Annotated in this window: 24 protein-coding genes; 20 read left to right on the top strand and 4 right to left on the bottom strand. The window is 36.3% G+C overall.

Annotation, left to right across the window (positions count from 1 at the left end; all coding sequences use genetic code 11):
• Positions 1–24: 24 nt before the first annotated feature.
• From mnmA to LfDm3_RS05555, 6 genes are all read left to right on the top strand, one after another.
• On the top strand, positions 25–1,146 hold the full coding sequence (gene mnmA / locus LfDm3_RS05580; protein WP_010021223.1) for a tRNA 2-thiouridine(34) synthase MnmA: 1,122 nt from the start codon (positions 25–27) through the stop codon (positions 1,144–1,146).
• Between the two features lie 96 nt (positions 1,147–1,242).
• On the top strand, positions 1,243–1,902 hold the full coding sequence (locus LfDm3_RS05575; RefSeq protein ID WP_039144932.1) for a histidine phosphatase family protein: 660 nt from the start codon (positions 1,243–1,245) through the stop codon (positions 1,900–1,902).
• 13 nt (positions 1,903–1,915) lie between these two features.
• A complete protein-coding gene (locus tag LfDm3_RS05570) occupies positions 1,916–2,644 on the top strand; it encodes a tetratricopeptide repeat protein (RefSeq protein ID WP_039144885.1) in 729 nt (242 codons plus the stop codon).
• A gap of 22 nt (positions 2,645–2,666) precedes the next feature.
• On the top strand, positions 2,667–5,108 hold the full coding sequence (recD2, locus tag LfDm3_RS05565; protein ID WP_039144930.1) for an SF1B family DNA helicase RecD2: 2,442 nt from the start codon (positions 2,667–2,669) through the stop codon (positions 5,106–5,108).
• A 55-nt stretch (positions 5,109–5,163) separates the two neighbouring features.
• The gene (locus tag LfDm3_RS05560) at positions 5,164–6,123 is read left to right on the top strand and encodes a ribose-phosphate diphosphokinase (RefSeq protein ID WP_010021228.1); all 960 of its coding nucleotides are present in this window, start codon (positions 5,164–5,166) and stop codon (positions 6,121–6,123) included.
• 21 nt (positions 6,124–6,144) lie between these two features.
• Positions 6,145–7,140 (top strand): aldo/keto reductase, encoded by a 996-nt coding sequence (locus LfDm3_RS05555; protein WP_010021230.1) that lies wholly within the window; start codon positions 6,145–6,147, stop codon positions 7,138–7,140.
• Positions 7,141–7,236: 96 nt separating this feature from the next.
• Here the strand turns inward: LfDm3_RS05555 and rnjA are convergent, their stop codons facing one another.
• Both rnjA and LfDm3_RS05545 read right to left on the bottom strand, forming a co-directional pair.
• Positions 7,237–8,916 carry a ribonuclease J1 gene (rnjA, locus tag LfDm3_RS05550; RefSeq protein WP_039144884.1) on the bottom strand — a complete coding sequence of 560 codons (1,680 nt, stop codon included), beginning with the start codon at positions 8,914–8,916 and terminating at the stop codon, positions 7,237–7,239.
• Positions 8,917–8,918: 2 nt separating this feature from the next.
• Complete coding sequence (locus LfDm3_RS05545) at positions 8,919–9,134, bottom strand: DNA-directed RNA polymerase subunit epsilon (RefSeq protein ID WP_010021232.1); 216 nt, start codon at positions 9,132–9,134, stop codon at positions 8,919–8,921.
• A 174-nt stretch (positions 9,135–9,308) separates the two neighbouring features.
• Between LfDm3_RS05545 and LfDm3_RS05540 the strand changes: the two genes are divergently transcribed.
• A complete protein-coding gene (locus LfDm3_RS05540) occupies positions 9,309–9,803 on the top strand; it encodes a hypothetical protein (protein WP_147299359.1) in 495 nt (164 codons plus the stop codon).
• Between the two features lie 33 nt (positions 9,804–9,836).
• Here LfDm3_RS05540 and def read toward each other — a convergent pair whose 3' ends face one another.
• Entirely contained in the window at positions 9,837–10,397 is a 561-nt protein-coding gene (gene def / locus LfDm3_RS05535; RefSeq protein ID WP_010021236.1) for a peptide deformylase, read from the bottom strand.
• 183 nt (positions 10,398–10,580) lie between these two features.
• Between def and LfDm3_RS05530 the strand changes: the two genes are divergently transcribed.
• The 13 genes from LfDm3_RS05530 to holA all read left to right on the top strand — a co-directional run bounded on the left by LfDm3_RS05530 (position 10,581) and on the right by holA (position 22,745).
• A complete protein-coding gene (locus LfDm3_RS05530; protein ID WP_039144882.1) occupies positions 10,581–11,513 on the top strand; it encodes a Rossmann-fold NAD(P)-binding domain-containing protein in 933 nt (310 codons plus the stop codon).
• Positions 11,497–11,793 carry a UPF0223 family protein gene (locus tag LfDm3_RS05525; RefSeq protein WP_039144880.1) on the top strand — a complete coding sequence of 99 codons (297 nt, stop codon included), beginning with the start codon at positions 11,497–11,499 and terminating at the stop codon, positions 11,791–11,793. The genes LfDm3_RS05530 and LfDm3_RS05525 overlap by 17 nt, the downstream gene beginning before the upstream one ends.
• Positions 11,794–11,797: 4 nt before the next feature.
• A complete protein-coding gene (locus tag LfDm3_RS05520) occupies positions 11,798–12,583 on the top strand; it encodes an inositol monophosphatase family protein (RefSeq protein WP_039144879.1) in 786 nt (261 codons plus the stop codon).
• Between the two features lie 100 nt (positions 12,584–12,683).
• Positions 12,684–14,519 carry a translational GTPase TypA gene (typA, locus tag LfDm3_RS05515; RefSeq protein WP_010021242.1) on the top strand — a complete coding sequence of 612 codons (1,836 nt, stop codon included), beginning with the start codon at positions 12,684–12,686 and terminating at the stop codon, positions 14,517–14,519.
• A gap of 113 nt (positions 14,520–14,632) precedes the next feature.
• Positions 14,633–15,802, top strand: a complete 1,170-nt coding sequence (locus LfDm3_RS05510) for an FtsW/RodA/SpoVE family cell cycle protein (RefSeq protein WP_039144877.1) — start codon at positions 14,633–14,635, stop codon at positions 15,800–15,802.
• A 9-nt stretch (positions 15,803–15,811) separates the two neighbouring features.
• On the top strand, positions 15,812–16,075 hold the full coding sequence (locus LfDm3_RS05505; RefSeq protein WP_010021247.1) for a YlbG family protein: 264 nt from the start codon (positions 15,812–15,814) through the stop codon (positions 16,073–16,075).
• A gap of 10 nt (positions 16,076–16,085) precedes the next feature.
• The gene (gene rsmD, locus LfDm3_RS05500; RefSeq protein ID WP_039144876.1) at positions 16,086–16,640 is read left to right on the top strand and encodes a 16S rRNA (guanine(966)-N(2))-methyltransferase RsmD; all 555 of its coding nucleotides are present in this window, start codon (positions 16,086–16,088) and stop codon (positions 16,638–16,640) included.
• A gap of 10 nt (positions 16,641–16,650) precedes the next feature.
• A complete protein-coding gene (coaD, locus tag LfDm3_RS05495; RefSeq protein WP_039144874.1) occupies positions 16,651–17,130 on the top strand; it encodes a pantetheine-phosphate adenylyltransferase in 480 nt (159 codons plus the stop codon).
• Entirely contained in the window at positions 17,127–18,182 is a 1,056-nt protein-coding gene (locus LfDm3_RS05490; RefSeq protein WP_052236625.1) for a SepM family pheromone-processing serine protease, read from the top strand. Before coaD ends, LfDm3_RS05490 begins: the two co-directional genes overlap by 4 nt.
• A 43-nt stretch (positions 18,183–18,225) precedes the next feature.
• Entirely contained in the window at positions 18,226–18,909 is a 684-nt protein-coding gene (locus tag LfDm3_RS05485) for a helix-hairpin-helix domain-containing protein (RefSeq protein ID WP_039144872.1), read from the top strand.
• A 64-nt stretch (positions 18,910–18,973) separates the two neighbouring features.
• Positions 18,974–19,459: a ComE operon protein 2 gene (locus LfDm3_RS05480; RefSeq protein WP_039144870.1), complete on the top strand. Its 486-nt coding sequence runs from the start codon at positions 18,974–18,976 to the stop codon at positions 19,457–19,459.
• Positions 19,460–19,641: 182 nt separating this feature from the next.
• Positions 19,642–21,714: a DNA internalization-related competence protein ComEC/Rec2 gene (locus tag LfDm3_RS05475; protein WP_191978927.1), complete on the top strand. Its 2,073-nt coding sequence runs from the start codon at positions 19,642–19,644 to the stop codon at positions 21,712–21,714.
• Positions 21,711–22,745, top strand: a complete 1,035-nt coding sequence (gene holA / locus LfDm3_RS05470; protein ID WP_039144869.1) for a DNA polymerase III subunit delta — start codon at positions 21,711–21,713, stop codon at positions 22,743–22,745. The genes LfDm3_RS05475 and holA overlap by 4 nt, the downstream gene beginning before the upstream one ends.
• A gap of 14 nt (positions 22,746–22,759) precedes the next feature.
• Here holA and rpsT read toward each other — a convergent pair whose 3' ends face one another.
• Positions 22,760–23,023 (bottom strand): 30S ribosomal protein S20, encoded by a 264-nt coding sequence (rpsT, locus tag LfDm3_RS05465; RefSeq protein WP_010021259.1) that lies wholly within the window; start codon positions 23,021–23,023, stop codon positions 22,760–22,762.
• Positions 23,024–23,162: the final 139 nt, after the last annotated feature.

Genomic DNA, 23,162 nt, shown 5'->3' with positions numbered 1-23,162 from the left:
AATCTAAAGAATGATGGTGATGTTATGCAAGATAACAGTAAAACACGTGTTGTTGTTGGAATGAGTGGTGGAGTTGATTCTTCTGTCGCTGCCTACTTACTCAAACAACAAGGATACGATGTTATTGGCGTCTTTATGAAGAACTGGGATGATACCGATGCTGACGGTGTCTGTACCGCTACTGAAGACTACAAAGATGTTGCTCATGTTGCTAACGAAATCGGCATCCCATATTATTCTGTCAACTTTGAACATGAGTATTGGGATCGTGTCTTTAAGTATTTCCTTGCGGAATACAAACGAGGACGAACTCCTAATCCTGATGTAATTTGTAATACTGAGATTAAGTACAAAGCTTTTCTCGAGTATGCCATGGATTTAGGTGCCGATTATATTGCAATGGGGCATTATGCTCAATTGAAGCGTGATAAAGATGGTCATAATCATCTTTTACGTTCCACTGATCTTAATAAGGATCAGACGTATTTCCTAAGTCAGCTTTCAGCAGACCAATTGGATCGAGTAATGTTTCCGGTTGGTGGGATGACTAAACCAGATGTCCGAAGAATTGCAAAAAAAGCAAACCTTTGGGTAGCAGACAAAAAAGACTCAATGGGAGTTTGTTTCATTGGTCCTAATAATTTTAATAATTTTCTTAGTCATTATTTGCCAGCTAAGCCCGGCAAAATGATGACCTTTGATGGCGAAGTTAAGGGTCAGCATAATGGCTTGATGTATTATACAATTGGTCAAAGAAAGGGCCTAGGTATCGGTGGAGATGGCTACGATAATCTTCCGTGGTTTGTGGTTGGAAAAGATCTTTCCAAAAACATTTTGTATGTTGGAAAGGGTTATCATAACGAACACTTATATGCAGATTATCTAACGGCTTCCGGACTATCTTGGATTGATTCCAATACGCGCGGAAATGATTTTCACTGTACCGCCAAGTTTAGGTACCGTCAAAAAGACACTGGTGTTACCGTTCATGTTGAAGATAACGATCACGTTAAGGTGGTTTTTGATGAACCGGTTCGTTCGATTACTCCTGGACAGGCCGTAGTTTTCTACGATGGTCAAGAGTGTCTAGGTACCGCTACGATTGATGCAGCATTTAAAAATGATCATCAGTTACAGTACGTATAATCAAATAAAAAGTTCGACTCATTAGGGGTCGGACTTTTTTTGATAATTTAATTCTAAACTGGCATAATAAGGCTAGATTAATGTGTGAGAGGGTTTATCATGAAACTTTATTTTGTAAGGCATGGAAAAACAGAATGGAATCTAGAAAGTCGTTATCAAGGTGCCGGCGGAGATTCCCCGTTGTTAGACGATAGCTACCATGAGATGGATCAGGCTGGAAAGTATCTGTCAGGGATTCATTTTGCGCATATTTACGCGAGTCCGATTAAGCGAGCTCGTACGACTGCATTTCGAATTCAGGATTGGTTAAAATATCCGTCTTCTATTTCACTGGATAGTCGGCTTGAGGAATTTCATTTAGGTAAGATGGAAGGAATGAAATTTACTGACGTGCAAAGGAAATTTCCAGCAGAATTCGATGCTTTTCGAAATCATCCTGAAAAATATCAGCCTGAGGCCATTGGTGGCGAAACTTTCCCAGCCTTAATCAAAAGAATGCGTAGCAAAATCGATGAAATTGCTCAAAATTACGACCGTGACGATAATATTTTAATTGTGAGTCATGGGGCAGCCCTTAACGCATTAATTAATTCACTATTAGGGATTCCCTTAAAGGATCTCAGAAAACGTGGTGGATTAGCTAATACTAGTACCACCATTATCGAGACTAATGATAGCGGTAAAACTTATCAGTTAATTGATTGGAATGATACTAGTTATTTAGATAAAAAGATTGAAAAGTCAGATTTAGTATAATAGGAGTCAAAATATGACAGATAACGAACGTAAGCAACAACCAACCGAAGATCCGCGACAAAAACAAGCTGAAGTGACCCTTCATAAGTTGGTTAAGGATATTGATGATCATCCGAAAGATTATCGAACCTACTACGATTTAAGTGTTTTTTTGGTTGAATTGAAGAGTTATACGCAGGCCGAAGAATTGTTGATGAAAGCCTTAGGATTGTTTGGTGATTCAAGTAAGAAAGCAAAAAGTACATTGTTATATGGATTAGGTAACGTATATTATTCTGCGGGTGAATTTGAAAAAGCAATTCATCAGTTTCAACAAGTTGATGATCCAGGGCTTAAAAAAGATGCCTACGTGATGCTTGCACAGAGTTACATGGGTAAAAAAGACTATAAACGTGCATTAGTGTTCTTATTAACAGCCCAAGAATTAGCGAAACAGGACCCTGAAATTAATAAAATGATGGGTGAATGTTTAATGGCCCTTGGTGACTTTGATCAAGCAGCTGATTTTTATGACCGGGTTTTAAAAAATGATCCTCATGATGGCAAGGCTAATTTTGATCGTGGTTTGATTGCAATGGTTCTTGGGGAGCCATTTGAGGATTACTTTAAAAAGGCGGAAAAGTACGATAAGAAAAACTTTGATGCCAAGCAAAGTCAGATTAAAGACATTGAGAAAGTAGTGCAATTAAATAAACAAAAAAAGGATCATCCAGATGACCCCAAACGTAATGATCCGAAATAGGAGAAGATAATTGTCTGAATCAATGGATTTGTTTCAAACCAATGAAAAATTGAATAATTCAGCTCAAGATGAACATCCCTATGTCAAAGGACAAGTTCAGACAACTTTTTTTGAGAGTTCTGATAGCTTTTATAAGGTTTTATTGGTAAAGGTTAGTGAAACTAACTTAGACTGGCACGAAGATGAAATTGTTATAACCGGGAACTTTGCGGATATTAGTGATGATGTTACTTACCGTTTTGTTGGGAAATTAGTTGATCATCCTAAATATGGAAAGCAGTTTCAAGCAGAAAATTATGAACGTGTGGGTCAAAACTCCAAAAAAGGCTTAATTAATTACTTATCTGGAAGTGAATTTACTGGAATTGGCCCCAAGACGGCTGAAAAGGTTGTTAACCATCTTGGAACTAGTTTAATTGAAAAGATTTTGGAAAATCCAGCTGTGTTAAATTCAGTTGGATTAACAAAAAAGCAAAAAGATGTGATTAGTCAAACTGTCCATGAAAATAATGGGGTTGAACAGACAATTGTTGGACTAAATAGTTATGGATTTGGTAGTAATTTAGCGTCTGCAATTTTTAAGAAGTACAAGGAACAAGCTTTAGAAGTTATTAAAACGAATCCTTATCAACTAGTTGAAGATATTTCTGGAATTAGTTTTAAACGGGCTGATCGGATTGCTAACAAAGTGGGGGTAGATTACAATGCCAAAGGTCGTCTCCGTGCTGGCTTGCTGACGGCCTTAGACTCACTTTCAATTAAAAGTGGGAACACTTACTCTGATACTAGAGAATTGATGCAAGAGAGTACCCGTATTCTGGAAACAGATCGAACCCAACAAATTGATAATAAAAAGCTTGGAGAAGAGCTGTACGATTTAGCTAAAGATCAAAAAATTGTTGTTGACGAAGATAAAATCTATCTAAAAAATCTGTATGATGATGAATTACGAATTGCTGAAAATATGAAGAGAATTGAGCAAAGTGGACAGGATAAACAACAATCTCATGATTTTTCAAAAATAATTCAAAAAGTCGAAAAAGAAGTTGGAATTGAGTACGATGAATCGCAAAAGAAAGCCATCAATGAGGCCATGATTAATCCGGCTTTCTTACTCACTGGTGGACCAGGAACCGGGAAAACTACCATTATTAATGGAATTGTACGAACGTTTGCGAAAGCTAATGACTTGTCCTTAGATATTAATGATTATAAGGAACAAGCTTACCCGGTCTTACTTGCTGCTCCAACTGGACGTGCTGCTAAAAAAATGAGTGACTCCACTAAGATTCCAGCTAGTACCATCCATCGATTGCTGGGTTTAACTGGTCACGGTGATGAAGAGGCCGCTAATGATTTAGAGGGTGGTTTATTAATTGTTGATGAGATGTCGATGGTTGATACGGACTTATTTAAGATTTTAAGCCAAGCCATTCCTAATGGGATGAAAGTTATTTTTGTCGGTGATAAAGATCAACTGCCATCAGTTGGACCAGGACAAGTTTTTTATGATTTGCTTCGATCGCATACTATTCCAAGTGTTGAGCTTAATCAGATTCATAGACAGAATGATGGATCGACGATTGTGGAATTGGCCCATGACATTAAAAATGGAGTGATGCCCCAAACACTTTTAGTAAATCAACGGGATCGCAGCTTTATTAATTGTAATACGCAACAAGTTGAATCAGTAATTAAACAAGTGGTTAATAAAGCAAAGGTTAAAGGATTCAGTTCGACTGATGTCCAAGTTCTTGCACCAATGTATCGAGGATCGGCTGGAATTGATCGTCTCAACGTAGAGATTCAGAATATTATGAATCCACCAACTTCAGAAGCACAAAAGGAAGTTGATTATCGAGGAACTAAGTATCGAATTGGCGATAAGGTCCTTCAATTGGTTAACGTACCTGAAAACAACATTTTTAACGGTGATATTGGTAAGGTTGTTGGAATTGAAATTAATAAAGAAAATAAGCATTATCTTGATAAATTGACGATCGCATTTGATCAAAATGAAGTTACTTATACGAGAAATGATTGGAACCAGCTTACGCTTGCTTACTGTACTTCAATTCATAAAGCACAGGGAAGTGAATTTAAAATGGTGATTCTTCCGATTGTTCCACAGTACCGAAGAATGCTTAAAAGGAACTTATTGTATACTGCAGTTACTCGGGCATCTAAAATGTTGATTATGTTGGGTGATCCAAATTCGTTTGAGGAATGCATTGAAAATGAATCCGTTAATCGAAAAACAACGTTGAAGCAGCGTTTACAATATGTAATTAATGAAGAATATCAGCCTAAAGTAATTGGTGCAAAAAAAGAAATGTCAACAAATTCCAAGGACAATAATCCGGCTGACTTTATTTTGTCGGAAGAGAAGATTTTGGGTAATGATATTGATCCAATGATTGGAATGCAGGGAATTACCCCTCAAAATTTTAATAATGATAAATAGTGAGATTTCGATTATAATGTACTTAGTAATTAGTTGGTTATGAGGGGAAAATTCGATGGTGAAAACTAAAAAAGAAGATAGATCAGCAAAGATCTTTGCGTTAAATTCAAATCGTCCGCTAGCAGAAAAGATTTCTGAAGCTAGTGGAATGGATATTGGTAAAGCCACCATCAATCACTTTAGTGATGGTGAAATTCAAATTACGATTAATGAAAGCATTCGTGGTGATGATGTATATATTGTCCAATCACTTTCTGATCCGGTTAATGATAATTTAATGGAACTAATGATTATGATTGATGCCGTTCGAAGAACCAGTCCGAATACAATTAATGTGGTGATTCCGTACTATGGTTACTCAAGATCGGATCGTAAAGCACGTTCGAGGGAACCAATCACTGCTAAGCTAATTGCTACTTTTCTTGAATCTAGCGCAGTTGATCGGGTCGTTACCCTTGATTTACATGCTGCTCAAATCCAGGGATTCTTTGATATTCCTGTTGACCATTTAAGGTCACTTGAATTGATGGGAAATTACTTAAAAGAGCACGATGTAAGTGATGATGCTGTTGTTGTTTCACCAGATTACAATAGTGTTGCTAAAGCACGGGGAATGGCTGGATACTTGAATCTTCCAATTGCCATCGTTGATAATCGAGATCCTGAGGACTACAGTAAAGTGCCTAGCACGATCATTGGTGATGTGAAGGGTAAGAACGCAATTGTAGTTGATGACATGATTGTGACAGGTGATAAGATGAAGATTACAGCTAAAGCAATTATGAATGCTGGGGCTAAAGCAGTCTATGTGGTTGCAACTCATCCAGTTCTTACTGAAGACGCCAAAAAGAATCTTTCGGATCCAGCAATTAAGCAAGTAATTGTTTCTGACTCAATTGTTGTTCCGCAAGACAAGAAAATTGATAAAATGGTGATCGTTTCAGTTGGCAAGCTGATTGGTAATGCCTTAAAATTAATTGAGAACGAACAATCAACAAGTAAATTGTTTGATTAATAAAAATTTGGAGGGATTCTAATGGTATTTAAAGCAAATGATAATCGTTACGATAATATGAAAGTAAGACGTGCAGGAACTACTGGATTGCAATTACCTGCATTATCATTCGGTATGTGGCATAGTTTTGGCGATGACGCTAATTTTGAAGATAGTGAAAAAGTAATGCTTCATGCCTTTAACAAGGGGATCTTTAGTTTTGATTTAGCTAATAATTATGGTCCTGGTTCTGGTGCAGCTGAAAGGATGTTTGGTCAAGTTTATCGTCGTGACTTAAAGCCATATCGTGATGAATTAATCATTACAACTAAGGCCGGTTTTCATATGTGGCCTGGAGTTTACGGAAATTATTCTTCCAAGAAAACTTTAGTTACTGCCTTAGATCAAAGTCTCCAAAGAATGGGTCTTGATTACGTAGACATTTATTACACTCATCGATTTGATCCTAATACCAGACTTGAAGAAACTGCCGAAGCCCTTGACGGTTTAGTTCGAGCAGGAAAGGCATTGTATATTGGAATTTCAAATTACGATGGTCACCAAACTGCTGAGATGATTAAATTATTTAAAGAGTTAAAGACACCATTTGTAGTTAACCAAAGTTCTTATAACATGCTTAATAGGGAACCAGAAGACGACGGAACCCTTAAAACTTTAGCCGATAACCATGATGGATTTATTGCTTACGGTCCTCTAGCAGAGGGATTATTAACTAGTAAATATCTGAAAGGAATTCCTGAAGACATTAAACTCCACAAGACAAACAAGTTTATTTTAGCTAACGGTGATGAAAGTGCTGTTAACAAATTAAACAAGTTAAATGGTATTGCTAAGAACCGTGACCAGACGCTTGCTCAGATGTCACTTGCATGGTTATTACACGATCCAACTGTAGCCAGTGTTGTTACTGGTGCTTCAAAGGTTGATCACTTAGATGATAACTTGAAGGCCTTAGATAATCTTGATTTTACCCAAGATGAGTTAGATGAAATTGATAAAATTGTTAAATACAAGTAAATAAAAAAACATGACGAAATCGTCATGTTTTTTTGTGCTTTCTACAAGAATAAATTAAAAAAGGGTGAATCCTAAGTGGATTCACCCTTTTGTGGTTTAATCATTCATAATTAACATTGGTAAAATTAGTGGACTTCTTTGAGTCTTTTCATACAAAAAGTTAGATAAATCATTGACAATGGCTTTACTAATCGATTTTTCGTCGGCGTTTTTATTTTTCATAGCACGTCGAATGGTTCGAAAGACTAACTTACGGCCTTCATCTAATAATTCACCAGACTCACGCATGTAGACAAACCCACGAGAAAGGAGATCAGGACCAGATTGAATTTCTTGGTTCTTTAAGTTGATGGTTGCGACAACCACAACAAGTCCTTCTTCAGAAAGAAGTTGACGATCTTGGAGAACTTTATCTCCAATGTTACCAACACCGTTTCCGTCAATGTAAACGTCCCCAGCATTAAAGTAACCAGCTATATGGGCACTATCCTTAGTAAGGGCTAACACTTCACCATTTTTCAAAATGAAACAATGATCAGCTGGAACCCCACATTCTTGTGCCAGTTTGGTATGAATCTTTAACATTCGGTATTCACCATGAATGGGGACAAAAAACTTGGGCTTCATCAATCGAAGCATCAATTTTTCTTCTTCTTGGCCACCATGTCCAGATGTATGAATATTATTGATCTTACCATGAATGACAGTGGCGCCGTCTTCTTCAAGCTCATTAATAACTCGGTTAACACTCAGTGTGTTTCCAGGAATTGGATTACTTGAAAAGACAACGGTATCTCCAGGTTGAATAGAAATTTGACGGTGGGTTCCGTTGGCAATTCGAGCTAAGGCTGCCATCGGTTCACCTTGTGATCCGGTACATAGGATCATGATTTTATCAGCGGGGAGGTGCTTTAGTTCTTGAGCATCGACAAAGGCACTATCGGGTACATCCAGGTATCCAAGTTTTCTCCCGTTAACAATGGCAGCTTCCATGCTTCGACCGAATACAGCAATTTTACGGTCGTGAGCAAGGGCAGTGTCAATGGCAGTCTTGATTCTCGATAGGTTAGAAGCAAAGGTAGCGAAGATAATTCGGCCCTTTACTTCATCAAAAATGTGTCTAACTGATTTTCCGACCCATTTTTCTGATTTAGTCCAGACCGGCTTTTCAGCGTTCGTACTGTCAGCCATTAAACAGAGGACACCTTCTTCACCCAACTTTGCCATTGCTTGCAAATCAGGCGGCTGGTTAGTAACAGGGGTTAGATCAAATTTATAATCGCCTGTTTCGACAATGACACCATCTGGTGTATGAACTGCTACTCCCATTGTATCTGGAATTGAATGAGTGGTTCTAAAAAATGAAACACTCGTTTTTTTGAATTTTAAAACTGATTTATCGTTAATCTCATGAAGTTCCGCCTGTTTTAGCAAGCCGTGTTCTTCCAATTTATTTTTGATTAACGCTAATGCTAGTGGACCAGCGTAGATTGGAACATTTAAGACCTTTAAAAGAAAGGGCACACCACCAATATGGTCCTCATGACCATGAGTGATAACAAGTGCCTTAATTTTATCTTTATTATCAATTAAGTACTGATAATCTGGGATGACATAATCAATTCCCAATTGATCATCTTCAGGGAACTTGATTCCAGCATCAATCAAGATGATTTCATCCTGAAACTGTACCCCATAAGTATTTTTACCAATTTCTCCGAGTCCACCAACACCATAAATAGCAGTTTCGTTATTTTTGATGTTTAATTTCTTCATAACTATTTAAACTCCGTAATTTTAAATCCGGGATCATTTTCTTCAAATTCAAGGTGCTTCCCTTCAAGCGGTTCAATGAATTCGATGTTGTGTTTCGTGTGTTTTTCCAGCATAGTTCTAACATCAGCGACCGTTTTTGCCTCTAAATAAAGGGTTTTAGTTGCTTCACGTTTAGGGTTAGAATTATTTTCGTCTTGATACAAAACTTTATAAATCAATATAATTACTCCTTTTTTGATGATTTAATGTTCTTTTTCGTACATTAGGTTGCAATAACGCAACAATTGACCACATTTTAGCATATTATGACAAATAAGTATAGAATCATGTGAATCGACAAACATGATTCATGTTAAAATAAAACTATAAATTGGATTAATTGGAGAAGAAAATTGAAAATATTTTTAGAGCTAGTTGTTGGTGTAGTAGTGGCTTTTCTAATCTATAATTGTCTCCACTATTTTTTTGTTACTTTACCAACGCGAAGGTATCAATTAAAAATGAAACATGAAGTTGATGCTGAAATTTATAAGGTAGTCAAATACTTTGAAGTTGAAGATCAACGAGAAATTATTCAAAGTTACGTCGGTTCTCAGGTTCTATCAGATTTTTGGGGAAGAGGCGTAATGGTTTTTGAGTACCGTTGTGTGGTTAAAGACGGGTATGAGGATGCCGATTTATTACGATCTTTGTTGAACCAAAAATTAGCTGAGTATGCCGTTCCTGATGGTTTCGTGGATGCCCATGAAAAGAAAACTTTGATTGTAACTGATTGTTGGCTAAACAAACGGGTATTGATATTTGATGTTGCTAATGTGGTTAATCCGGCTACGCATGAATATTTAAGTGACATTGATAAATTAAATGAAAAAGAAAGGGAAACGTAAGAACGTTTCCCTTTCGAAATAAAATCAAGTTCATTAGTCAAAAAATACTTCGTCTTCTGTTTTTGAAAATGGATCATTTTTATTGATGTGATCATAAAATAACATCCCATGAAGATGATCAATTTCATGTTGTGCAATAATGGCAGGGTAATGTTTCAATCTGATTTTGTGTTCCTTACCCTCTAAGTCCTGATATTTAACCGTAATTCGATCGGCTCTGGGAACAAATCCAGGAACATCTCGATCAACCGAGAGGCATCCTTCACCCTCGGTCAACGCACCACGTTGAACGGAATTGGAAATGATTACCGGATTAATCATAATGGCCTTAAATGGTGACTTTTGATCTTCACCTTCGGGTGGGGTTAAAACTGCTGCCATTGACTTCGATTGGCCGACTTGTGGGGCGGCCAAACCAACACCAGCTCGTAGATGATATTTTTTACATAGTTCTGGGTCTTGGCTCACTTCTAGGTATTTCATCATTTTTTCACCAAGCTCTCGATCTTCGTCACTAAGTGGAAACTTTACGGGCTTGGTTTGGTTTCTAAGGACCGGATTGCCTTCTCGTGTTATGTCTTTCATTAGGTACATAACGTTTTACCTCCTAATTCATGTCAATTACTACTAATTTATTCTATCATAAAACTTAAAACCAGTGAATTTCATGGCATAGAAGCATTTGTATTATTCATATGTGCAAAATAGAATTTGAAATGGTACTTTATTAACAAGAAAAAAATTAATAAATTCTTTAGAATAAGTGGAGGAATTAGAATGCAACCAAAGTTATTAATTAAGGGAAGCATAGACAGAATCTTAGCTCTTTTAAAAGCGCTAATCGTTTGCGACTTTCCGGTTACTATTCAAGTTGATGATAGTGAACAGATTCGATCAGCCGTATTATCCAGCAAAATGTGTCATAACCTATCAATTCAAATCGCAGATAAGCCTGAATTAAACAATTTTGATGCGTTATTGTATTTACCAGATATCGAATTTTACAATCCAAAATTAACCGATGCCAATCAAATTGCTGAGGATATGAGGCCAGAAATTGATAATTTACGTAACGTGATCAATGATTGTGTTTCAAATGGTTTTCGTGGGAAAATAGTAATTAATGCTCCACACGATGAAATTTTTGCATACTTTGCGGCGGGCTTTTCTGGTCTCGATAACCAAAATATTATCGGAGTGGGAACGCTGCCACAAGAAATGCTTTTGAAGAACGAATTATTAAGGAATTTTGATGTGAGTGCTGATGATATCAATGTCAATGTGCTGGGACTCAATACCAATAATCTAGTTGCATGGAGTCGGGTTTATATTGGTCCTGCTACCTTACTGTCTTATTTAGCTGATGATAGTAATAATTATAGTAGTGATATTATTGGTCAAGTTCAGCAGGTGATTGATGATCCAGATGTTGTGACTAATCAAATGATTCAGAGTAAAGCGTTAATTCGGTTACTAATATCAATGTATGAAGGCCAATCATTAATTTGTTCAGTTGTGAGTGTTGATAAAGAAAAAGACGAACTAAAATTAGATATGAGCCCAAAATTAATTAATCGTAATGGAGCCGCGCAAGCGATCCGATTACAACTATCAGAAGATGAGCAGAAGAAATTAAATCAAGATTTAGGTTGGGCCAATGAAATTATCACAGCTGTGATTAATGGAGGAAAAGATGCCTCAAAAAACTAATGAAAGTTATTCTTATCCAATTGTGGATGATTGGAGTCGAAAAGAGTTAATTGATGTGTGTCATTTCTTTGAAAATATTGAAATGGCTTATAATAAAAGTGGAGTTAGTCGAAAGAATCTAATGGACAGTTATCATCGATTCTGTGAGATTAATCCTGCTAAAGTGGAACAGAACAATTTACAGAGAGATTTTGAGAAGCAGTCGGGGTTGGATGTATATCACGTTATTAAATTAGCGAGAGACAATCCAGGTATGAAAACCATCAAACGAAAGGGATGATTCCATCACAACAGTAGATAATTTAAAAAGGATTGATCATGATGTCTGCCAGATTTTAACCACCGCACGTGCGTTTGTTATGGAAAGGCTTAATGGTCATTTGGATGTAAATGAAAAGACAGGTCGGAAAGATTTAGTCACTAACATTGACAAAGATAATGAGAAGTTTTTTGTAAAGCAATTAAGGGCTTTAGAACCTGGGAGTAAAGTTCTAGGTGAAGAAGGCTTAGGCGATAAGATTGATAGCTTGGATGGTCAGGTTTGGATTGTCGACCCCATTGACGGAACGATGAACTTTGTAAAACAGCGGGATCATTTTGCCATGATGATTGCTTACTATGTTGATGGAGTACCAACCCTGGGATTTATTTACGATGTAATAAATGACAAACTATATCATGGTGGTCCTGATATTGGGATTTACGTTAATTCTGAATCCATGAATCCGCCAGCAAACAATTCGCTGGAAGACGGTCTGATTGGTATGAGTGGACCCCTGATTATTCGGGATGTTCATCATATGCAAGAAATCGCGGAGGCAAGTTCTGGTTATCGAATTTATGGAAGTGCTGGGATTGAAATTGCGACTGCCATTAGTGGGAAAACGATTGGCTATATTTCTCATTTAAGACCCTGGGATATTGCTGCTGGACGTGTGTTAGCTGAGACACTTGGAATGACAGTGTCTACTATTGACGGGAAGCCCATCGATATGCTATCATCAAATACAGTTTTGTTAGCGACAAAAAAGGCGCAAAAAGATATTCTGAAAATTTCGACGAAGCGTTAATTAAAAGCTGTGATTAACTCACAGCTTTTTTATCGAAGTTGAGTTCTTTAACTTATCAAATTGCAAATTTTTGAATTGCTTTTTTGAGGAGGAAACATTTTTGAAAACAAGAGACGATATTAGAAACATTGCAATTATTGCCCATGTCGATCACGGTAAGACTACCTTGGTTAATGAGTTATTGAAGCAATCTGATACTTTGAATGATCATACTGAGATTCAAGACCGGGCGCTTGATTCTAACGCGATCGAACGTGAACGTGGAATCACTATTCTTTCAAAGAATACTGCCGTTAAGTACGGTGATAAGCAGATTAACATTTTAGATACTCCTGGACATGCTGACTTTGGTGGTGAAGTTGAGCGTATCATGCGAATGGTTGATGGGGTTCTTCTAGTGGTTGATGCTGCTGAAGGAACTATGCCACAGACTCGTTTTGTTTTAAAGAAAGCTTTGGAACAACATTTGACTCCCATTGTTGTAATTAACAAGGTTGATAAGCCAGGTGCTAGACCTGAAGCTGTTGTTGATGAAGTTCTTGACTTATTTATTGAATTAGGTGCCGATGAAGAGCAACTTGAATTTCCAGTTGTTTATGCATCAGCTATGAATGGAACTTCAAGTTATGATCCTGATGTTTCAAAGCAGGAACACACTATGAAACCTGTTTTTGACACCATTATTAAGAACATCCCATCACCAATCGATAACTCAGATGACCCATTACAATTCCAAGTTGCCATGCTTGATTACAATGATTTTGTTGGTCGAATTGGAATTGGCCGTGTTTTCCGAGGCAAGATTAAAGTCGGAGATAACGTTGTTTTGATGAAACTTGATGGTAGTACCCAAAAATTCCGTGTTACTAAGTTAATGGGTTTCATTGGCCTTCAAAAGGTTGAAATTAATGAAGCTAAAGCTGGGGATTTGATTGCGGTTTCCGGAATGGAAGACATTAATGTTGGTGAAACCGTTGTTAGTCCTGATAAGCAAGAGCCACTACCAGTCTTAAGAATTGATGAACCAACTCTTAGAATGACCTTTGGTACTAACACCTCACCATTTGTTGGGAAAGATGGTAAATACCTTACTGCACGTCAGTTAGGTGATCGTCTAAAGAAGGAACTTCATACTGATGTTTCTCTTCGAGTTGAAGATACGGACGATCCTGGTGCTTGGGTTGTTTCTGGACGTGGTGAACTTCATTTGTCGATCTTGATTGAGACTTTACGTCGAGAGGGTTATGAACTTCAAGTTTCTCGTCCTGAGGTTATCTATAAGGATGTTGATGGCGTTAAGTGTGAACCATTTGAATCCGTTCAAATCGATACCCCTGAAGAATACTCTGGTTCAATCATTGATACCTTGTCACAACGTAAGGGTGAAATGAAGAACATGGAGAACGTTGGAAACGGTCAAGTTCGAATGACATTCTTGGTTCCTTCACGTGGTTTAATTGGTTACAGTACTCAATTCTTATCATTAACCCGTGGATATGGAATTATGAACCATTCATTTAGTAAGTATCTTCCTGCGATTAAGAACTGGAACCCTGGTCGTCGTAACGGAACCTTGGTTTCAATTAATCCAGGTAAAGTTACTACTTATGCAATCATGGCTGTTCAGGATCGTGGTAAGATCTTCACTGATCCAGGTACTGAGGTTTATGAAGGTATGATTGTTGGTGAAAATGCTAGAGATAATGATATCTCGGTTAATATTACCCGTGGTCGTAACCAGACGAATGTTCGTGCTGCTGGATCTGAAGATATTGCTAAGGTCAAAGAACCTGTTCATATGACTCTTGAAGAATCACTTGAATTCTTAAATGACGATGAACTTTGTGAGGTTACTCCAAATCACATTAGATTGAGAAAGCGAATCCTAAATACTAATGAACGTGAGAAAGCTGCTAAGAAGCGTCGTCACAATTAATTAGAAATAACTAAGACTATTTAACGATGTTAAATAGTCTTTTTTTATTTGTTAATACTAGTATAATGAATGTTATTAGTTCGTGGATTTTACATAATGAGTTGGAGATTAATATGATTAAATACTTAAAACAGTTAGATTGGTATATTATGGTTCCCTATTTACTACTAAGTATGATTGGAATTGTAATGGTATTTTCATCAAGTGAGGGCTTAAGTGCTCATACAGATATGGCTTTTCGTTATTTAGTTCTGCAAATTGTATTTGTGGTAGTTGGTTTTTGTGTTCTCATATTTTTTTCTGTTCTAAGAAGTAAGGCATTTGAGGGGAACTTAAAGTTTTATATCATATTAATGGTTATAATGGTCTTTGCTTTAATATTTCTAATGTTTTTTGGTGCCACTACTAATGGTGCTGCTGGATGGATTATACTTGGTCCAGTCCACATTCAGCCAGCCGAGTTTTGTAAACCATTATTTATTTTGTATTACGCAAATGTCTTAGCATACGAAAAACCATTCTTTGAAAATGATGGGTTATCCAAAGAATTTATAACAGTAGCTAGACCTAGTCTTATTCCAATTTTTATGCTCGTATTAATTCTTTTCCAACCTGATACTGGTGGCTTTGCAATTAATTTATTTATCATTTTGATGATGATTTTAGCTGCCGGAAGTAACTTTAAATCTGCAAGGATCTGGATTGTTGGGATTGGAGCCTTATTTGTAGGATTTAGACTATGGATCAAACCCTTTGAGGGTATAATATCTCACATGCACAGTTATCAAATGCAAAGAATTATCAGTTTCTCTGATCCATTCAAGTACATTCAAACTTCTGGCCATCAGTTAGTAAATTCGTATTATGCCATTAGTAATGGTGGCTGGTTTGGAGTTGGAATTGGGAATGGAATCCAAAAGATGGGTTACTTGTCAGAACCCAATACTGATTTTATAATTGCAGTTATCGGTGAAGAGCTTGGAATTGTTGGCATTTTAGTTGTTTTAGGATTGCTTCTGTATTTAATTCTAAGGATTATTGCAGTGGGGAGTCGAACTAACGATACTTTTTATAGTACGATTTGTTACGGAACGGCCGCCTATATTTTTATTCAGACATTATTTAATACTGGTGGTGCGATTGGTATGATCCCATTAACTGGGGTTGCCCTGCCATTCATTAGTTACGGTGGTTCGAGTATTATTGCTTTAACCATTTGTCTTGGATTAGTTCTTCACATTAGTAGGATTGAGAAAAAGGAACGTAATAAAAAAGCTAAGTAAGGTGAGACTATGACTAAATTAACTGATCGAACGGAATTAATTGTTTCGACATATTCGATTCGCCAGGTTAAGAACTTAAAAAAATTTGGTGATATTCAATTTGTATCTAAAAAAATGCATTATGTTATTATTTTTGTTGATAATAAGGAACTGGATACGACGATTCAAGAAATTAATAAACTAAGATTTGTAAAAAAAGTAGATGTTTCTCCAACGGTTGACTTAGCAATTGATTTTGGCGAAGTTAACGCTGAGAACGATACTGAAGAATAAAGGATCAAAAATGAGAGTAATTTCAGGAAAATTTGGGGGACGGAAACTTAAACCCGTTCCGGGAAATAAAACGCGACCAACAACTGATAAAGTCCGAGAAGCGTTATTCAATATGATTGGTCCCTACTTTAATGGTGGTAATTTTCTGGACTTATACGCTGGCTCGGGAGCGGTTTCTTTAGAAGCCGTTTCAAGGGGAATGGACCATGCAATTCTTGTCGATAAACAGTACGCGGCTTATAAGACCATCAAAGAAAACATCGCCATGGTTTCTGATCCGAACGATTTTTCCGTATGGAAGATTAATGCGGAGTCAGCTTTGACTAAACTAAAAAAAGAAGGACAATCTTTTGATTATATTTTCTTAGATCCACCGTACAAAAAGCAACAAATGATGAAGCAGTTAGACGAGATCGCTAAAGATCATTTATTGAACAATAATGGGATGGTAATCTGTGAAACTGATAATCAGACTAACATGTCAGACGACGCTGCAAATTATCGACTGATTAAACAGAAGGATTATGGTTTGACGATTATCTCAATCTATCAAATCATGAATTAAGGTGAATAGTATGAAAAAGGCCATATATCCTGGTAGTTTTGATCCAATTACCAACGGACATTTGAATATCATTAATCGAGCTACGCAGATCTTTGATGAAATTGTGGTTGCAATTGGTGATAATGCTAGTAAAAATGGGTTATTTACACCGCAAGAGCGTAAAAGGATGATTGAAGCTTGTCTTTCTGATTATTCAAACGTAACGGTGAAAATCTATTCAAATTTAACGGTTGATTTTTTAAAGCAAGAACACGCTAATATTTTGATTCGTGGAATTCGTGATACAAAAGATTTTGAAAATGAGCAGGAAATTGCCAGTTTGAATCAAATGTTAGATCCCCAAATTGAAACGGTTTTGCTGTTTGCTAACCATGATTATGAATTGATTTCATCCTCAATGGTTAAAGAAATTAATCATTTTGGGGGAGATACATCTAAATTTGTTCCTAGGGTAGTTAGTAAGGCACTTAAGGAGAAACGAAATCAGTGAAAAAGATCTGGAAATGGATTAAACACAATCGATACTTTCTGATTTTTTTAGGGATCATTGTTTTTATACTATGGTTCCTTTTTTGGCCACTTAATGCGTTGATTGAAGCTCCTGGAGAAGCGGTCAACATTCAACCAATGGTTAAAATTCAGGGAGTTAAGCCCAACAAACAAAATAAGTTTATGATCACAGCTGTTTCAATGTCGCAGGCTCGACCGATTACTTACCTTTATTCGAAGGTGAATCCCCATGTATCACTTGAAAAGACTTCTGATGTGATGGGGAACCAGAGTAATGAAGAGTATGATAATGTCCAAAATATATACATGAAGAGTGCCATTAATAATGCTATCTACGTTGGTTATCATAAAGCCCACGCTAAGGTAAAGCAGAGTTATCATGGTGTATACGTATTAAACGTGTATCCTCATTCTGATTTTTCTAATAAACTAAAACCAGGTGATTTAGTTGAATCAGTAAATGGAAAGAAATTGTATCAGGGACCTCAGTACGTTAAGTACATTCAAGGACTTCCGAAGCATGCTGAGCTTAAAATTACCTTTAAGCGAAACGGTAAAACCAAACAGGTAAAAGGGTACAAAAAACAACTTGTAAGGGGATTTTATGGAATTGGAATTGGGATGGTTGACGATGTCAGTCTGAAAACTAGTCCTAAGGCTAATATTAATCCGGGTAAAATTGGTGGTCCATCAGGTGGACTTATGTTTGCTTTACAGGTTTATAGTGAATTGAAACATACTAATTATGATTACAAACGAATTGCGGGAACCGGCACAATTGCTTCGAATGGTCAGGTTGGAGAAATTGGTGGAGTTGATAAAAAAATTATTGCAGCTAATAAGAGTGGGGCTCAGATCTTCTTCTGTCCATACGTTAAGCCAACTAAGACGATTCTTAGAATGGAAGACGGGCATCAAACCAACTATCAGGTGGCCCAGGCAACTGCAAAAAAATATGCTCCAAAGATGAAAGTCGTTCCCGTCACATCTTTTGATGATGCTTTAAAATATTTAAATCAAAAACACAGCTAAAAAGCTGTGTTTTTTTCGTATCTAGATATGAAAGGAGAGAAAGATGGATAAGTTATATGAATGGATTGAAGAATATAAGTATCGTATCATTGGTGGTCTGGTAGTTATGGTGATTGTCTTACTTGGATGTTGTGTTTTTGCTTCCCAACACGGAGAGGGTAGTCAAGTGAACCAAGCTAATTTGTCTCGCCACACTAATTTGAGACACACGAAAAGTTCCTCTAAGGTAATGACCAAAGATGATAATCAAGCTTCAAATCAAGATCATCAGCAAGTTTATGTGGACGTGAAAGGAGCGGTTAATAAACCAGGTGTATATCAGGTGGGCAAAAGTATGCGGGTTTCAGATGCAGTGGAACTGGCAGGTGGATTCAATCGATCGGCCGATGCTAAACACATTAATTTAGCACAGAAATTATCCGACCAACAAGTGGTCTATGTTCCAATTCGTGGCGAAATTAATGGATTACCCAAAACTAATCAAGTAACTAATAATTCCGATGCTAATGCTGCGGGCGGAAAAGAATCTGATAGCGGAAAGATTAATATTAATCAAGCTGATAAATCAAAATTACAACAGTTGAATGGAATCGGAGAGAAAAAAGCAGATAAAATCATTGCTTATCGGAAACAAAGTGGTCCGTTTAAGAATCCTGATGATTTAAAGAATGTTCCTGGTTTTGGAGATAAAACCGTTGCTAATTTGAAAAGTTCAATTACAGTGTAGGGTCAACTAAAGTAGGTATTATTGTTATACTAAGTTTAAATACTCTACTGAAGGTGATTAAATTATGGAAAAGAAAAGAATTCCATGGGATCAATATTTTATGCTCCAGGCCATGTTAGTGGCCTCAAGAAGTACATGTAATCGTCGGTCCGTTGGGGCAGTCCTCGTTCGAAACAAACGAGTCATTGCTTGTGGTTATAATGGATCGGTATCAGGAGATGTTCACTGTATTGACGAGGGTTGTTATTTGGTTGATGGACATTGTCAGCGAACCATTCATGCAGAAATGAACGCAATCCTACAATGTGCTAAGTTTGGTGAGTCAACTGATAACGCGGAACTTTATGTAACAGACGTGCCCTGCCTTCAATGCACTAAAATGCTACTTCAGGCAGGAATTGTTAAAATTAAGTATTTAAGGAATTACCATAATAGTGACTATGCTAAGAAGTTGCTAGACATGAAACACGTTGCTTTAGAAAAAGTTGATGTCAATAAAGACGACATTAATAATTTACCCTTTGAATCATTCTTATCCGTTGATAAATAATTAAAAAGAATTTTTTAATATTTCCGTCCATTTTATGGATGATTAGTTCGTTTGCGTTTTTTGAAAATCATGTTATTGGAATTATTTTGTTGATTTTATGGTTAATTCGGATCTTTTGTTTAAAAATACCTCATCTTCTAATTGAAAGTGTTGTGTCTTTGTTAGTGCCAATTTTATTTTTTGTGATTTGGCAAAGTGGAATTAATCAAAAAGTAAAAATTATACCAAAGACTGAAACCCCGTTAACGTTAGTAGCAAAGATTCGTCCTGATGATTTGCAGGTTAATGGAGATTCCTATAGTGGAATCGTAGAAATTCCTCGCTTAAAACAAAGGGTATTGGTTTATGGATTTTTTAAGAATAAATCGGAACGTGATACTCTCTTGCATTTAGATCGTACTAGTTTTTTTACAATTGATGGTCAACTTAAATTAATTGATTCGGCTCCTAATTTTTCTCAGTTTGATGCTAAATATTTTAATCAATCGCGTGGGATCGTTGCTGAATTTAAATGCAACCAATTTAAATATCAAACGATTTGTAAAAATCTAAGTCTGAGTAATCTAGTGCATAACCTGAGATTTCAAATGATGAAAACAAGCCAACAACTACCACGACATTTACGGATGTACGTTTTAGGGATAATTTATGGAAATCGAACCAATGATTTCAGAGAAGAACTGGCAGGAGTTCGGCAGTTAGGACTCATTCATTTGTTTACGATTTCCGGAATGCATGTTTTCTATCTTGTGGGTCTTTTTACGTGGATCTTTTCAACTCTTCGTTTTAAAAAGGAAACTATCGATTCATGGTTAATCATACTGTTGCCTGCTTATTTTGTAATTGCTGGGGCGGGTGCAAGCCTTCTACGAGCTGTCTTAATGGCTGAAGAGCGTCTGGGATTAAAGAAATTAAATCTGAGTTTTTCGGCCTTAGATGGATGGTCATGTGCAGTGATGATTAATCTATTGATTAATCCGTTATTTATTTTTCAGTTTGGATGTCAACTTTCATATTTATTATCTTTAGGTCTTATTCTGACGAAGAATTGTGGGTTTTTGAAGCGAACCATTTTACTTAACCTAATTAGTATGCCAATTATTTTATATCATGTGTACGAATGGCACATCTTATCATTATTAGCGAACATGTTATTTGTTCCTTTTTTTACTGTTTTCATATTTCCCTTGGTGTTAATTGGATACAGCTTGTCCTTTTTCAAATTAAATTTATTTGTTTCGTGGATTGATAAAGGATTGGGATTATTTGATCAATTTTTAAATTTGCTTGCGGGTCTGCCAGGTAATTTGGTAATTGGAAAGTTGAACGTATGGATTGTTTTAGTGATGGTAGTTACGGTATTATTTCTCATTGAGGAAGTTACTGTTAAACGGATTTTATTCTTATTAATGTGTTTTAGTCTTGGCTTTATCATGATTCATTTTCCACTTAGTGGTGAAGTAGATGCTTTTGATGTGGGACAAGGAGACAGTTTCCTTGTGAGAGAGCCATTTAACCGATCGATTACGTTAATTGATACTGGCGGGAAACCCAATTTTTTTGGCAAATCAAAGCGGAAGCCAATTTATCAAGCAAATAATACATCAATGAGTTACTTGAGAAGCATTGGAGTTTCTCGAATTGATAATGTATGTTTGAGTCATCAAGATGCTGATCATGTTGGGGATTTACCGGCTTTTTTAAGCAAAATGAACGTTAGTCGAGTATATGTTCCATGGGGAATGACAAATAATCAGAGTTTTTTAAGGCGAATTAAACCGTATCGGGGTCAATTTCAGTTAATTAACGCTAAAGCTGGTGATCACATTAAGAATTCACCATTTCAAGTAGTTCATCCCATGAAAAAAGGGCTAGGAGAAAATCAAGATTCACAGGTTTTATTGGGTAAAATCGGGGGATTAAATTGGATTTTTATGGGTGATTTGAATCGAGAAGAAGAGTTGAAAATTATCCAAAAATACCCGCATCTTCGTGTTGATGTAATTAAATTAGGACACCATGGAAGTAAGACTTCATCTGATCCAAAATTTATTCGGGCAATTGATCCTAAAATTGCTCTTATTTCAGCTGGAAGACACAACCGTTATCATCACCCTAATCAGGAGACAATCGATACGATGCATAGGCAACGTATCACAATTATTAGTACTCAAAAAAATGGTATGATTAGGTACAAATTTAGAAATAATAAAATTGGAAAGTTCGAAACTAAGTGGAAGGTGGCACATCAGTGAGTGTCGTAGAACAAGTTAGTCAAATTAATAAAGAGCCTCAAGCGGTGTATTTAATTTTGGGAAATGATAATTATTGGATTGATACAATTCAAAAGAAGCTTAAAGCCCTAATTCCTGAAGAAGAAAGAACCATGAACTTTGCTACGTATGATATGGAAGAAACGCCTTTATCAACAGCGTTGGATGATGCAATGTCAATTCCCTTTTTTGGTGAAAAAAGACTGGTATTTGTTAAAAATCCATATTTTTTGACGGGGGAAAGAAATAAAAGTAAGGTTGTTCATCATCCCGAGGAGTTAGTAAATTATTTAAAAAATCCGCCACAAGAAACAGTACTAGTTTTTTTCGCTCCTTATCCTAAGTTAGATGCACGAAAAAAAATTAGTAAAGAATTAAAGAAGCAGGCAGAAGTAATTGATTTAAATCAATTTTCAGAGCGTGAAACAAAACAATTGATCCAAAAAAAGATTGAAGAAAAGAAGTATGTAATTGATCAAGATGCACTTAATGAACTTCTTACCCGAACATCAGATGATTTAGCCAGTGTGATGAATGAATTGAATAAACTTTTTTTGTATAAAATTAATGATAAAAAAATAACGCTTGAGGACGTTGACTCCCTAGTATCGAAATCAATGGATCAAAACGTTTTTGATTTAGTTAATTATTTGATGAGTGGAAATACCACGAAGGCAATTGAATTTTATCATGATCTGATTGCACAAAAGCATGAACCCATTCAAATTAATGCCATTTTGGTTAGTCAATTTCGTCTTTTACTACAGGTTAAGATTTTAGAGCAGTTGGGGTACAGCCAAGGAAATTTAGCAAGTGCACTTAGAGTTCATCCTTATCGAGTGAAATTAGCAATGAGAAGTGATCGTAAGTATTCAAGAAAGTATCTGCGAAATGCTTATGTTGACCTAGTAAAAATTGAGGAACAGCTTAAAAGTACTAGTAGTAATCCAGAATTATTATTTGAGATGTTTGCGGTTAAACTAAATCAGAGTATAAAAAAAGAACCCAATTAATGGGTTCTTTTTTATTAATTATCATTTTTAGCAAGTCGATTTGCTAAATGAGATTTCTTACGGTTAGCGTTATTAGCTTTAATAAGGCCCTTTGATTTTGCATGATCGATTGCTGCAACAGCATCGCGGTATGCACTGTCTAAATCATCAGCACCAGAAGCTTCGGCTTTTTCGAATTTCTTGATTGCGCTTCTCATTTCGTTCTTTTGAGATGCGTTTTTCTTTCTAGCTTCTTCGTTAGTTCTCATACGTTCGATAGCAGATTTAATTACTGGCATTAAGTTCACCTCCACTTTGTGAAATAAATTCAATTTATTCACATCTTTTAACATTCTTAATTATACAAAATCCATTGATTAATTGCAATAGCACTAAAAACTGGACTCATTTATTAATGCTGACTTGAATAACACCTGA

Origin of the sequence: Fructilactobacillus fructivorans, from assembly GCF_000814735.1 — a bacterium.
In the GTDB taxonomy this organism is placed as follows: Bacteria; Bacillota; Bacilli; order Lactobacillales; family Lactobacillaceae; genus Fructilactobacillus; species Fructilactobacillus fructivorans.
The sequence above is the reverse complement of the archived record's forward strand: the minus strand, read 5'-3'. Positions and strand labels throughout refer to the sequence as shown.